At 71.8% G+C, this 13,047-nt stretch carries 11 protein-coding genes; 6 read left to right on the plus strand and 5 right to left on the minus strand.

Annotation, left to right across the window (positions count from 1 at the left end):
- Positions 1-24: 24 nt before the first annotated feature.
- The 3 genes from ACF08W_RS02640 to ACF08W_RS02650 are packed head-to-tail and all read right to left on the minus strand — an operon-like array spanning position 25 to position 2,701.
- Complete coding sequence (locus ACF08W_RS02640; RefSeq protein ID WP_352276579.1) at positions 25-396, minus strand: DUF779 domain-containing protein; 372 nt, start codon at positions 394-396, stop codon at positions 25-27.
- Positions 393-1,106 (minus strand): response regulator, encoded by a 714-nt coding sequence (locus ACF08W_RS02645; protein WP_385215742.1) that lies wholly within the window; start codon positions 1,104-1,106, stop codon positions 393-395. The genes ACF08W_RS02640 and ACF08W_RS02645 overlap by 4 nt, the downstream gene beginning before the upstream one ends.
- Positions 1,103-2,701 carry an ATP-binding protein gene (locus ACF08W_RS02650; RefSeq protein ID WP_385215739.1) on the minus strand — a complete coding sequence of 533 codons (1,599 nt, stop codon included), beginning with the start codon at positions 2,699-2,701 and terminating at the stop codon, positions 1,103-1,105. Before ACF08W_RS02650 ends, ACF08W_RS02645 begins: the two co-directional genes overlap by 4 nt.
- A 219-nt stretch (positions 2,702-2,920) precedes the next feature.
- On the opposite strand from ACF08W_RS02650, the gene ACF08W_RS02655 reads away from it, so the two are divergent.
- Genes ACF08W_RS02655 through ACF08W_RS02665 form a run of 3 tightly spaced genes read left to right on the plus strand, consistent with a single transcriptional unit; the run spans position 2,921 to position 5,691 of the window.
- Complete coding sequence (locus ACF08W_RS02655; RefSeq protein ID WP_392278142.1) at positions 2,921-3,736, plus strand: ABC transporter ATP-binding protein; 816 nt, start codon at positions 2,921-2,923, stop codon at positions 3,734-3,736.
- Positions 3,726-4,598, plus strand: a complete 873-nt coding sequence (locus ACF08W_RS02660; protein ID WP_392278143.1) for an ABC transporter permease — start codon at positions 3,726-3,728, stop codon at positions 4,596-4,598. Before ACF08W_RS02655 ends, ACF08W_RS02660 begins: the two co-directional genes overlap by 11 nt.
- Positions 4,599-4,656: 58 nt before the next feature.
- The gene (locus ACF08W_RS02665) at positions 4,657-5,691 is read left to right on the plus strand and encodes an ABC transporter substrate-binding protein (RefSeq protein ID WP_392278144.1); all 1,035 of its coding nucleotides are present in this window, start codon (positions 4,657-4,659) and stop codon (positions 5,689-5,691) included.
- A 52-nt stretch (positions 5,692-5,743) separates the two neighbouring features.
- Here ACF08W_RS02665 and ACF08W_RS02670 read toward each other — a convergent pair whose 3' ends face one another.
- Positions 5,744-7,042, minus strand: a complete 1,299-nt coding sequence (locus ACF08W_RS02670; protein ID WP_392278145.1) for a hypothetical protein — start codon at positions 7,040-7,042, stop codon at positions 5,744-5,746.
- A complete protein-coding gene (locus ACF08W_RS02675; protein ID WP_392278146.1) occupies positions 7,039-9,066 on the minus strand; it encodes a transglycosylase domain-containing protein in 2,028 nt (675 codons plus the stop codon). The genes ACF08W_RS02670 and ACF08W_RS02675 overlap by 4 nt, the downstream gene beginning before the upstream one ends.
- 544 nt (positions 9,067-9,610) lie before the next feature.
- Here ACF08W_RS02675 and ACF08W_RS02680 point away from each other — a divergent pair.
- From ACF08W_RS02680 to ACF08W_RS02690, 3 genes are all read left to right on the plus strand, one after another.
- Positions 9,611-10,642, plus strand: coding sequence for a pyridoxal-phosphate dependent enzyme (locus tag ACF08W_RS02680; RefSeq protein ID WP_352276591.1), 1,032 nt, complete (start codon positions 9,611-9,613; stop codon positions 10,640-10,642).
- Positions 10,643-10,645: 3 nt separating this feature from the next.
- A complete protein-coding gene (locus ACF08W_RS02685; protein ID WP_392278147.1) occupies positions 10,646-11,872 on the plus strand; it encodes an MFS transporter in 1,227 nt (408 codons plus the stop codon).
- Between the two features lie 94 nt (positions 11,873-11,966).
- Positions 11,967-13,040 (plus strand): ornithine cyclodeaminase family protein, encoded by a 1,074-nt coding sequence (locus ACF08W_RS02690; protein WP_392278148.1) that lies wholly within the window; start codon positions 11,967-11,969, stop codon positions 13,038-13,040.
- The last annotated feature ends 7 nt before the right edge of the window (positions 13,041-13,047 follow it).

A 13,047-nucleotide genomic window follows, 5' to 3' on the forward strand; every position in this document is an offset into this window, starting at 1 on the left:
CACACCGCGTCCCGCACCGCCGTATCAGTCCCCGTCCCCGCCCGCCAGCCGGGAGCGGATGAGGAAGCGCACCCCCTCCGGGGCCTCCAGCGAGAAACCGCTGCCCCGCCCCGGCACCACGTCGACGATCAGCCGGGTGTGCGACCACAGCTCGTACTGGCTCCGCGACATCCAGAACGGAACCGGCTCCGCCACCCCCGCCACGTCGAGCGAGGCCACCAGCACATCGGAGCCGCCGGTGCGGAACTCGCCGTCCTGGTAGCACATCGGCGCACTGCCGTCGCAGCAGCCGCCCGACTGATGGAACATCAGCGGCCCGTGCAGCTCCCGCAGTTTCCGCAGCAGCTCCTCGGCGGCCGGGGTGAGCTCCACCGCGGCCTCTCCCGCCGGGCTCATCGCAGCGGCTCCGCGCCGAGGCCCGCCCAGGTGTAGCGGTGCTCGGGACGGCCGGTGTCGCCGTACTTGAGGCTGAGCCGCAGCCGCCCCGCCCCCTCCAGGTATTTGAGATAGCGCTGCGCCGTGGAGCGGCTGAGCCCGGCACGGGCCGCGACTTCGTGCGCGGAGAGCGGTCCCTCGGCGGCCGACAGCACATGGCGGATCGCCTCCGCGGTGGGCGCCGAATGCCCCTTGGGCAGCCCGGACGACGGACCGGACCCGGCGGTGCGAAGGGCCCCGAAGATCTGGTCGACCTGCTCCTGCCCGGCCTCGCCCCGGCCGCCGCCCACCCCGTCGAGGGTCCGGCGCAGCGCCGCGTAACTCTCCAGCTTGGCCCGCAGACCGGTGAAGCTGAACGGCTTCACCAGGTACTGGAGGGCCCCGTACCGCATGGCGGTCCGTACGGTCGCCACGTCGCGGGCCGCGGTCACCATGATCACATCGGCCGGATGGCCGAGCTGGCGCAGCCGCCGCACCAGCGTCAGCCCCGTCTCGTCCGGCAGATAGTGGTCGAGGAGGACCAGATCGACCCGGTCGCGTTCCAGGAAGGCCAGGGCCTGTGCGGCGGTGTGCGCACGGGAGACCACCCGGAAGCCGGGGACCTTCGCCACGTACGCGGCGTTGATCTCGGCGACCCGGAAGTCGTCGTCCACCACCAGGACATCGATCATCGCGACTCTCCCACTTCTGTCAGGGGCCGGACGGTGAGTGCCTCGGGCAGGACGACGGTGAAGACCGCTCCGCCGCCCGCACGTGCCGTGACACGGGCCGCGCCACCGTAACGCTCGGCCAGCCGGCGCACCAGCGCCAGTCCCAGGCCGCGGCCGCGGTGCGCGGGTGACTCCTTGGTGGACCAGCCCTCGGTGAAGATGTGCTCGCGCATCGCGGGCGGCACCCCGGGGCCGTTGTCGCTGACCCGCAGGACCGCCGTGGAGCCCTCGGCCAGCAGCTCCACCTCGACGAGCGTGGCGACGTCCAGCGCGTTGTCGATGAGGTTGCCGAGCACCGTCACCAGGTCCCGCGGGTCCACCACCGCGTCCGGGAGCAGGGTGTTCGGCGAGACGCGCAGCTCCGCGCCCCGCTCCGCCGCGATGGCCGACTTGCCCACCAGCAGCGCCGACAGCAGCGGGTCGTTGACCCGCTCGGCGACCTGCTCCGCCGACGCCCGGTGACCGCTGGTCACCTCCTCCACGAACTCCCGCGCGGCATCGGGCCGGCCCAGCTCCAGCAGCCCCAGCAGGGTGTGCAGCCGGTTGGCGTGCTCGTGGTCCTGGGCCCGCAGCGCGTCCAGCAGACCGTGCGTGGAGTCCAGCTCGCGCCCCAGCAGCTCCAGCTCGGTACGGTCGCGCAGGGTCACCACCGCTCCGCCGTCCCCCGTGGGCATCCGGTTGGCGATCAGCACCCGGCCCCGGCACACCGTGATGAGGTTGTCGCCGCCCACCCGGCCCGCCAGCACCTCGGTCATCCGGCCCGGCGGCAGCACCTCGCCCAGCGGACGGCCGACGGCGTCCCGGTCCAGCTCCAGCAGCCGCTGGGCCTCGTCGTTGAGCAGCCGGATCCGGCCCCGCGCGTCGAGGGCGAGCACGGCCTCGCGGATGCTGTGCAGCATCGCCTCGCGCTCGTCCAGCAGCGCCGAGATGTCGGCGAAGGCGATCCCGTGCGTACTGCGCTGGAGGCGCCGTGAGACGGCCAGCGCGGCCAGGACGCCCACGGCGAGGGCCGTACCGGAGTAGAGGAGCAGCCCCGGAATGGTCCCCAGGAGCCGGTCGTGGACGCTGTCGTAGGCGATGCCCACCGAGACGGCGCCCACGATGGCTCCCCTCCGGTCGCGCAGCGGGACCTTCGCCCGCGCCGACCTGCCCAGGGTGCCGTCGTCGATCTGCATGATCTCCCGGCCGCCCAGTGCCGTGCTGGGGTCGGTGGAGACATGCCTGCCGATCTGCCCGGTCTCGGTGTGCGACCAGCGCACCCCACGGGTGTCCATGACGACGATGTACAGCGCCCCGGTGGCCCGCCGGATGCGCTCGGCCTCGGTCTGCACCGGTCCGCCGGGGGTGGGGTCGGTGGTGAGCAGTTCGTCGACCAGGCCGGGTTCGGCGGCCGTGGTCTGGGCGATGGACAGGGCCTGGTGCATCGCCTGGTTGTCGAGCTGGCGGCTGAGCGGGGCGAGGAAGAGGCCCGTGACGAGCATGATCACCCCGGTGGTGATGGCCACCTGGGTCAGGAGCACCTGGGCGAAGACACGGCGGGGCCAGTGGATGCGCATGTGCTCGCCCTCTGCCTTCCGCTCGTGTGGAACATGTTGCTCCGTTTCGCCCTCGTGTGAACGCAACGTAAACGCCGGGGTCGCCGATGACCAGTCCTCGTGGCGCATTCGTTGTCCTGCCGCGAGCAGAACGAGCAGAACCCCGGGTTATCGGCAGAACCGGGAGTTGTGGGCGCAAGGCTCCCCGGCCCCCCGGGGCCGCCTCTAGCGTCCCGCCCCATGAACAGCGAAACGAGCCCCGCCATCGAGCTGCGGGGGGCGAGCAAAGCGTTCCGGACTCCGTCGGGGGCGCTCCACACCGCCGTACGGGATCTGGACCTGACCGTGGGGCGCGGCGAGTTCGTCGCCGTCGTCGGACCCACCGGATGCGGCAAGTCGACGACGCTGACCCTGGTCAGCGGCCTGGAGGAGCCCACCGAGGGCGAGGTGCTGGTGGCCGGGGAGCCGGTGCGCGGCATCGGCGACAAGGTCGGCTTCGTCTTCCAGCAGGACGCGGTCTTCCCCTGGCGGACCGTGCTGTCCAACGTGATGGCGGGACCCCGGTTCCGGGGGGTGCCCAAGGCCGAGGCGAAGGAGCGGGCCCGGGAGTGGCTCGCCCGGGTCGGCCTCGCCTCCTTCGAGGACCGCTACCCGCACCAGCTCTCCGGTGGCCAGCGCAAGCGCGTCGCCCTCGCGGCCACCTTCGTCAACGACCCCGAGATCCTGCTCATGGACGAGCCGTTCTCGGCGCTGGACGTGCAGACCAGGGCGCTGATGTCGGACGAGCTGCTGGAGCTGTGGGGCGGGACCGGCGCCTCCGTCGTCTTCGTCACCCACGACCTGGAGGAGTCCATCGCGCTGGCTGACAAGGTCGTGGTCATGACCGCCGGACCGGCCACGGTCAAGGAGGTCTTCGAGATCGACCTGCCCCGGCCCCGCAAGGTCGAGCAGGTGCGGCTGGAGCCCCGGTTCATCGAGATCTACCGGGAGATCTGGTCCTCGCTCGGCGAAGAAGTCCGCATCACCCGCGAGAGGGGTGCCAGCGATGTCGCCTGACACCATCACGGCCAAGGCCGGGGCCGTCCCCGCCGGCGGGACCGACCGGGCGCGGGCCAGGGCGCGGGCCGCCCGGAACCGCGCGTACCTGGTGACGGGGAGCCGGATCGCGGTGCTCCTCGCGGTCGTCGGGCTGTGGGAGTGGCTGGCCCGCACCGCCGTCATCGACCCGTTCAACTTCTCCATGCCCTCGAAGATCTGGGAGCAGATCCGTACCTGGGTCGTGGACGGCACCGCCCAGGGCTCGCTCTGGGAGCAGATCTGGTACACGCTCTACGAGGCCCTGCTCGGCTGGGTCATCGGTGTCGTCGCCGGTGTGCTGCTCGGGATCGCGCTGGGCCGGGTGCGGTTCGCCGCCGACGTCCTCGGCCCGTACATCAAGGTGCTCAACGCGCTGCCCCGGATCGTGCTCGCGCCGATCTTCCTCATCTGGTTCGGCCTCGGACCGGCCTCGAAGGTGGCCTCCGCGGTCGTCCTGGTCTTCTTCCCCGTCTTCTTCAACGCCTTCCAGGGGGCCCGGGAGGTCGACCGCAACCTCGTCGCCAACTCCCGCATCCTGGGCGCCAGCAACCGGCAGGTCACCCTCCAGGTGGTGATCCCCTCCGCCACGTCGTGGATCTTCACCAGCCTGCACGTCAGCTTCGGCTTCGCGCTCATCGGGGCCATCGTCGGCGAGTACATCGGCGCGACCAAGGGGCTCGGGCTGCTGGTCGCCGCCTCCCAGGGCACGTTCAACGCCGCCGGTGTCTACGCCGCGATGGTCATCCTCGCGATCGTCGCGCTGCTGGCCGAGGGGCTGCTCACCTTCCTGGAGAAACGCCTCTTCCGCTGGAAGCCCGCCGATGCCGACAGCCCCCGCTGACGCCCCGCGCCACCTCTCCCACCACCCCGGACCCCCTCTCCACAAGGACGTGCATCAGATGCGTACCTCCCTCCGTGTTCCCGCCCTGGCCGTCGCCGGTGCGCTCGCCCTGACCGGGCTCACCGCCTGCGGCGGCGAGGACTCCGGCTCCGCGGGCAAGGGCGACCAGGTCAAGATCATGGTCGGCGGCCTCGACAAGGTCATCTACCTCCCCGCGATGCTCACCGAGCGGCTCGGCTACTTCGAGGACGAGGGCGTCTCCGTACAGCTCCTCACCGAACCCGCCGGAGTGCAGGCGGAGACGGCGCTGGTCTCCGGCGACGTCCAGGGCACCGTGGGCTTCTACGACCACACCCTCGACCTCCAGGTGAAGGGCAAGCAGGTCGAATCCGTCGTCCAGTTCTCGCAGGCCCCCGGCGAGGTCGAGATCGTCTCCAACCAGGCGGCCGACAGCCTGAAGTCGGCGAAGGACTTCAAGGGCAAGAAGCTCGGTGTGACCGGCATCGGCTCCTCCACCGACTTCCTCACCAAGTACCTCGCCGTCAGCAACGGGGTGGCGACCAGCGAGTTCTCCCCGGTCGCGGTCGGTGCCGGGCAGACGTTCATCTCCGCCCTCCAGCAGGGCTCCATCCAGGGCGGGATGACCACCGACCCGACGGTCGCCACCATCCTGGACAAGAAGCTCGGCAAGGTCCTCATCGACATGCGTACCCCGGAGGGCTCCAAGGAGGCGCTCGGCGGGCTCTACCCCTCGTCCAGCCTGTACATGCGGACCGACTGGGTGAACAGCCACAAGGAGACCGTCCAGAAGCTCGCCAACGCCTTCGTCCGGACGCTGAAGTGGATGTCCACGCACAGCGCCGACGAGATCGCCGAGAAGATGCCCGCGGACTACGCCCAGGGCGGCGGCAAGGCCCTGTACGCCCAGGCCATCAAGAGCACGCTGCCCATGTTCACCACGGACGGCGTCATGCCCGCGGACGGGCCCGCGACCGTCGAGCGGGTCCTGAAGGCGTTCAACCCGAACCTGAAGGACGCCAAGGTGGACCTCGCCAAGACATACACCACGGAGTTCGTCGACCGGGCGAAGTGATCCGCCCGGCCGGTCCGGTCCGTCCCCGTGGACGACCGGACCGGCTTCCCGGCTACTGGTGCTTCCAGCTCGGCGGCTGGGCGGGGTCGAGGTTCCGCCACTCGGCGAGCACCTCGGGGTCCTGGGCGTCGAGCCAGTCGGCCAGTTCGCGGAAGGACACGCAGCGCACCCCCTTGCGGGGGCAGACCTCGCGCATGGTGTCCTCGACGGCGTCCATGTAGATCCCGCCGTTCCAGTCCTCGAAGTGGTTCCCGATGAAGAGCGGGGCGCGGCTGCCGTGGAAGACCCGCTCGAAGCCCGCGAGGTAGGCCGCGCGGGTCTCCTTGCGCCAGGCCGGATATTTGGCGGGGTCGCCCTCGGTGCTGCCCTCGGACTGGTTGTAGAGGAAGTTGAAGTCCATGGACAGGACCTGGAACTCCTTGCCCGGGAACGGCAGCATCTGCAACGGGAAGTCCCAGACGCCGTTCTTCTTGGCCGGCCAGAGCTGGAAGTCGCCGGGGGAGCTGGCGTCGTAGCGCCAGTGGAACGGCTTGGTGGCCGGCAGCAGCGTCTTCTGGCCCTCCAGACAGGGCGCGCGGCCGCCGACGACCTCGCGGGTGGGGTCGAAGGGCAGCGGATCGAGGTCCTTGTACCCGGTGTTGGTCTTCCAGTTCTGCACGAAGGAGTAGAACTGGTCGATCTCGCTGGTCCACTCGGCCGTGCTCCAGTCCCCGCCGCCCTTCTTCTCGCAGAAGTGGCCGTTGAAGTGGGAGCCGATCTCGTTGCCCTCCTTCCAGGCACCGCCGAGCTGGTCCAGCGTCATCCGTATGTGCTCGCGCGTCGGGTACGAGATCGCGGCGGAGCCGGGCTTGTGCTGGGGCGGCCGGTACAGGCTCCGTTTGTCCTGCGGCAGCAGGTAGATCCCGGTGAGGAAGAACGTCATGTGGGCGTTGCTCTCCTTCGCGGCGCGGCGGAAGCGGGAGAACATCCGGTCGTCGCCCTCCAGTGCCCCGTCCCAGGAGAACACCACGAACTGCGGCGGCCGTTCGCCGGGCTTCAGCCGCTCGGCCTTCAGCTGGTGCGGCTGCGGACCGGTGTACGAGGTGGAGCCGTCCCCGAGGACGCTGGTCTTTCCGTCCCAGCCCTTCTCCGCGCTGCCGCCGCCCTCGGGACGCTCCCGGGCGGTCGGGGTCGGCGCGGCGACGGTACGGGTACCGGCCGGCGTGCGGTCGTCGGAGGAGCTTGCGGACAGCAGCGGTACGAGCGCCGCCGTGCCCGACACCGCGAGGCACCCGGCGATGCCCAGGGCGACCCGGGGCGTGAGGCGCTTCCGGAGGCGGCGGACGGCGGACGTGGTGCGGGTCTCGGTCACGTGGTCGTGGCTTCCGTGTAGGTGTTCCAGATCAGGGCCGGGAGCTTCCCGTCGTCCTCGCCGCCGGCCAGGCCCTTGAGCGGCAGCGGTGCGAGGCTCTTCGCCAGGTCCATCCGGTAGACCACGACGGCGGTGGACACGGCCGGCCCGTAGCCGACGTACCAGCGCGCGGTGTCGTCCTCGGTGGTCCCCGTCTTCCCGGCGAACCGGGTCGCGGACGCGGAGCCGTCGCGGACGAAGGGCCGGCCGAGCGCCGAGGTGATCTCGTCGGCGACGTCGGACCGCATGGCGCGCCGGGGGCGCGGCAGGTCGAGGCGGACCGGCTCTCCGTTGCGGGTGATCCTGCGGACCGAGTACGGGTCCATGTGCATCCCGTGGGCGGCGAACGTCCCGTACGCGCCGGCCATCCGGATCGCGCTGGGGGTGGAGTTGCCCAGGGCGAACGCCGGTACGGGCGGGCCGAAGCTCGACGGCAGGAGTCCGGACGCCTCCGCCGTGTCGCGGACCTTCCTCAGGCCGGTGTCCATGCCGAGCTGGAGGAAGGGCGCGTTCGCGGACTTCGTCATGGCGTCGTGGAGGCTGATGGAGCCGTAGGAGGCGTTCCCGTCGTTCTCGCCCCTGACCATCTTCCCGCCCCGGTCCCAGTAGGGCCCCTCGGGCGTCATCACCGGCGTCCCGTCGTCGGCGTCGTAGACGGTGGAGGGCGCTATGGCGGTGCGCGGGGCGTCGCGCTTCCTGGTCACGCCGTGCTGGAGGCCGGCGGCGTAGACGAACGGGGTGAAGGCCGAACCCGCGGGCACTGTGGCGGCGTTGGACTCGTTGAACGCCTGCCGTTCGAAGTCGGGGCCGCCGTAGACCGCGAGGATGCGGCCGTCCGGGGCGACGGAGGAGGCGCCGAAGCGGACGGACCGGTCGGCCTTGCGCCGGTCGGGGTCGAGCAGCTTCCGGGCGTCGCGGACGGACTTGGTGAGGGCGGTCATCCGGGACTTCTCGAAGGTCGTGTAGATCTGGTAGCCGCCGAGGTCGAAGCGGGCGTCCGAGATGTGCCCGGCCCGTTTGGCGTACGACTCCGCGAGCTGGACGAGATAGCCGTCCTGGCCGCCCGCGTCGTTCGGCCGGTGCGGCGGCTTCGGCTCGGGGAAGGTGGTGTACGTGGCCCGCTCGGCCTTGCTCAGCCTGCCGATCTCCACCATGCGGTCCAGCGTCCACGACCACCGGGCGACGGCCCGCGCGCGGTTGCGGGGGTTCACGGCGGGGTCGTACAGCGAGGCGCCCTTGAGCAGCGAGGCGAGGAACGCGCCCTCGCTGGCGTTGAGTTGGGTGACCTCCTTGCCGTAGTACGCCTGCGAGGCGCGCTGGAGGCCGTAGGTGCCCCGGCCGAACCAGCTGGTGTTGAGGTACTCCTGGAGGATCTTGTCCTTGGGCAGCTTCCGGTCCAGCTTGACCGCGAGCAGCATCTCGGTGAACTTCCGGGAGAACGACTGGTCCTGCGAGAGGTACACGTTCTTGACGTACTGCTGGGTGATGGTGGACCCGCCCTGGGTGTCCCCGTCGCCGACCGTGCGCCACAGGGCCCGGGTGATGCCCTGCGTCGAGATCCCGTGATCGGAGTAGAAGTCGGCGTTCTCCGCCGCGAGCACGGCCCACCGGACGTGCTCGGGGATCTTCGACAGGGGCATCTCCTGGCGGCTCACCCAGCCGGTCCGGGCCATCGGTGTGCCGTCGGCCCAGTAGTAGACGGTGTCCTGCTGCGTGGCGAAGGCGTTGAGGTCCTCGGGTATCTCGGTGCGCGCGTAGGCGATCCCCACCACGGTCGCCAGGGTGGCGGCGAACATCAGCGCCGAGCCCAGGACCAGTCTCCACGAGGGCACCCACCGCCGCCAGCCGTCGCGGCCCGCCCGGGGGTAGTCCGGTCTGCGCGGCCGGGCGAAGGGGCGTCCGGGCTGCTTGCGGCGTCCGGTTCCCCGGCCCGCGAAGGCCCGTGCGGAGCGCAGGAATCTGCTGAATACGTCGAGTTGTGTCATCCCGTCCAGCCGTGCCAGGCCGGACGCGGCCGCGAAGGGCGGCCGCGTCCGTGCGGTGGTCGTTGCGCGTCCGTCGCCCCACAGCCGGTGGTCACACCGGTCCCCCCGTGGCGCCCGGAGAGCGGCCCGTGCGCGGGCAACTCCGGCACAGCAAAGGCCAAAGCTTGACCGAGAGTTGCGGTGCGAAGTCACGTAAAGATAACAGGCCCCGCGAGGGGGTGCGCCGCCCGTGGTGGACTCCCGGTGCGGGCGGCGCGCGGGCGGTGCGAGAGGTCCGCGGGCAGGCGCCGAACCGGCCAATTCCTCGCCCCGTACCCGACCGGGTCCGCCCGGGTGCAGGAACGTTTTCGCACCATGGGCCGCCCCGGAACGGGTGGGTGGATGAAGTCACCGGAGAGTCAAGTTCCGTTCCGGCCAAGGCTGTTGATCGACACGCCGTGGTGGCGTGGTGGCGCCGGTCCCGCCTGCCTAAGGTCTGGAAGTGCGCAGCCGGGCCGGTCCGTCGATCCACCGTGGCCACACACGTACCGCACAGGGGGAATCAGTGTCACGTGTCAACAGTGTTCTGGCCCGAAAGATCGGCACAACTCCCTTATATCGCCTGGACGTCGTCCACCACGGCCAGGTGCGGCGGCTGGGCCTCAAGCTCGAATCCCACGGCCCCACCGGATCGGTGAAGGACCGCAGCGCCCTCGGCCTGCTGCGGGCGCTGCACGACGAGAAGCCGCTCGCCCCGGGGACGGTGGTGGTGGAGTCCACCTCCGGCAATCTGGGGCTCGCCCTGGCCCGTCTGCTGCCCGCGATCGACTGCGCGTTCCTCGCCGTGGTCGACCCCAAGACCCCGCACGCCACCCGCCGCAGGCTCGCCGACGGCGGCGCCCGGGTCATCGTCGTCGACGAGCCCGACGGCCTGGGCGGCTACCTGCTGAGCCGGCTGCGCCGGGTGCGCGAACTGTGCGCGGACAACCCCGGATACCGCTGGCCCGACCAGTATGAGAACTGGGCCGCGCCCGACATCCACCGGCGCACCACCGGACCCGAACTCACCGAGCAGGCCGGACCCGCGCTCGGCGCGGTGTACGTCCCCGTCTCCACCGGCGGCACCCTCGCGGGCATCGCCGCCCACCTGCGCGAACACCGGCCCGACGTGGCCGCGGTCGCCGTGGACGTACGCGGCTCGCTGGCCGTCTCGGGCAGCGGCGGACGGCGTCTGGTCCCGGGCATCGGGGCCAGCCGGCCCTCCGTCTTCCTCGGCGCGCCGCACAGCTACGACCGCGCCGTCCACGTCGACGACATCGAGGCCATCGCCGTCTGCCGGATCATCGCCGAGGACACCGGCCTCGTGCTCGGCGGCTCCAGCGGCTGCGCCGTGCGGGCGATGCTCAGCGACCAGGAGGCGGGCGGGGACGGCCGGCTCGCCGTCTGCCTGGCCGCCGACGGAGGGACCAAGTACCGCGACACCCTCTACTCCGACGACTGGGCGGCCGAGCAGGGCGTGGCCAGGGAGATAGCCTCGGCCGTGCGACGACTGCGCGGCGAGGGTCTCTTCTTCGACCGGAAGCACCAGGAGCACTGACCCATGGGCACCAGCACCACCCTCGACCAGCCGCGGACGCGTCCCGGCCCGCGGGAGTTCCTCCCCCTGGTGCAGGGCGCCACGCTGATCGAGTGGACCGGAACGGGCCTCTTCCTCGCCGTCTCGACGATCTACTTCGTCAAGGTCGCCCACCTCAGCACCTCGGCGGTCGGCACCGGCCTGACCATCGGCGGCGCCATCGCCGTCGCCGCCGCCGTGCCCATCGCCCGGCTGGCCGCCCGGTTCGGGCCGAAGCCCGTGCTGATCGGCGTGATGCTGCTGCGCGCCCTGGCCACCATCGGCTACCTCCGGGTGGACGGCTGGTGGAGCTTCCTCCTGGTGGTCGCCGTCATCGCCGTCACCGAGCAGTCCTCGCCCCCGCTGGTCCAGTCGTACGTCGGGGCCCGCGCCCCGGACAGCCTGCGCGCGAAGGTCATGGCCGTCCAGCGCACCGTGGTCAACCTCGGCATCAGCCTCGGCGGGCTGATCGCCGGGGTCGCCCTGGGCACCGGCTCGCCGGAGGCCTTCCGGCCGCTGCTGATCGGCGGCGCGCTCGCCTACGTGGTGGTCGCCGCGGTGTACGCGACGGCGCGGAAGGAGGAGGGCGCGACGACGGTCGAAAGCGCCCGCGTCCTCGACCTGCTCAAGGACCGCCGACTGCTGGGCTTCACCGCGTACAACGCGCTGGTGTCGCTCTGGATGCCGGTGCTCAACGTGGCCTTCCCGCTCTGGCTCGTCACCGAGACCGACGTCCCCGAGCGCTACGTCGGCATCCTGTACGCGGTCAACACCGTGCTGTGCATCGCCCTCCAGTACCCGCTCAACCCCTGCTACCGCACCACGCGCCGGGCCTGGCTCTCCTACGCCGCCGCGGCGCTGCTGCTCGCCGTGGGCGCCCTGGCCTTCGCCGCCGCACCCGGCTTCGGCCCGCGGCAGGCGCTGCTGGTGCTCGGCGGGGCCGTCGTCCTGCTGACCTTCGCCGAACTGCTCCAGGTCGGCGCCTCGTGGACCCTCTCCTTCGACCTGGCACCGGAGGGCGCGCGCAGCGCCTACCTGGTGCTGTTCAACACCAGCCGCACGGTGGCCAACCGGGTCGCGGGCCCGGTGCTGATGACCGGCGTCGTCCTCGCCCTCGGCACGGCCGGCTGGATCGCGCTCGCCGGTGTCCTGTTGCTCGGCTCGCTCGTCCCCTTCGCGATGCTCCGTGCGGCGCGCGCCACCGGCGGCTGAACCCGCCCCTTCGTACCGTTCCCGTCCCGACCGCCACCCGCCGTACCCGCTCACCCGCCCCACTCGTCCCACTCGTCAAGGAGCCCCTCCCGTCATGGACTTCGAGCACTACCCCGACAGCGACTTCCGCTACCTGTCCCGCGCGGACGTCGTCGAGGCCGCGCGCGGCCTGGACATCGTGGCGACGGTCGCCGAGGCGCTCACGCTGCACTCCGCCGGACAGTCCGTCCTCCCCGAGGAGGCGTACCTCGGCTGGACCACCCCGCAGGGCGACGCGGCCAGGCTGCTGGCCATGCCCGGCGCCCTGACCCGGCCGGGGCGGCCCCCGGTCGTCGGCATGAAGACCATCAACGCCTCCATCGGCAACCCCGGGCGCGGGATACCCCGCTCCCAGGGGTTCACCCTGCTCCTCGACCCGGAGACCGCCCGGCCCCTCGCCCTGATGGAGGCCGCCTACATCAGCGCCATGCGCACCGCCGCGGTCACCGCGCTCGGGGTGCGCCACCTGGCGGTGGCGGAACCGCGCGGACTGGCCCTCCTCGGCTGCGGCCCCCTCGCCCGGGCACACATCGCGCTGCTGCTGCCCACCGTCCCCACCCTGCGCCGGATCGCCCTGTACGACGTGGCGCCCGAGCGGGCGAAGTCCCTCGCCGAGCACATCGCCTCGCTGCCCGGTGCGGAATCCATCGAGATCGTCGTTGCCGAAGGGCCGCGCGAAGCGGTGCAAGGCGCCGAACTTGTGGTCCCGGTCACCACGGTGACGGAGGGGTACATCGAGCCGGACTGGCTGCGGCCCGGCGCGCTCGTCTGCCATGTCTCGCTGGACGACCTCACCGAGGCGGCCGTGCTCGCGGCGGGCACGGTGATCGTCGACGACTGGAGCCTGGTCCGGGACGACCCCCGGCGACTGCTCGGCCGGATGCACCGGGCGGGCACCCTGCTCGGCCCCGACGGCACCCCGCGCGAGGGGGTGGCGGCCCGGCCCGGGGCGCGTCCCGTGGACGGCACGCTCGGCGACGTCCTCGCCGGGCGGCACCCCGGCCGCCGCGACCAGGACGAGACCGTGATCAGCAACCCGTTCGGCATGTCGATCCTCGACGTCGCCGTGGCCGACCGTATCCACGCCCGCGCCGAAGCCGCCGGTCTCGGCGCCCGGCTCACGCTCTGAGGGGAAT

Origin of the sequence: Streptomyces sp. NPDC015144, from assembly GCF_043079735.1 — a bacterium.
Lineage (GTDB): Bacteria > Actinomycetota > Actinomycetes > Streptomycetales > Streptomycetaceae > Streptomyces.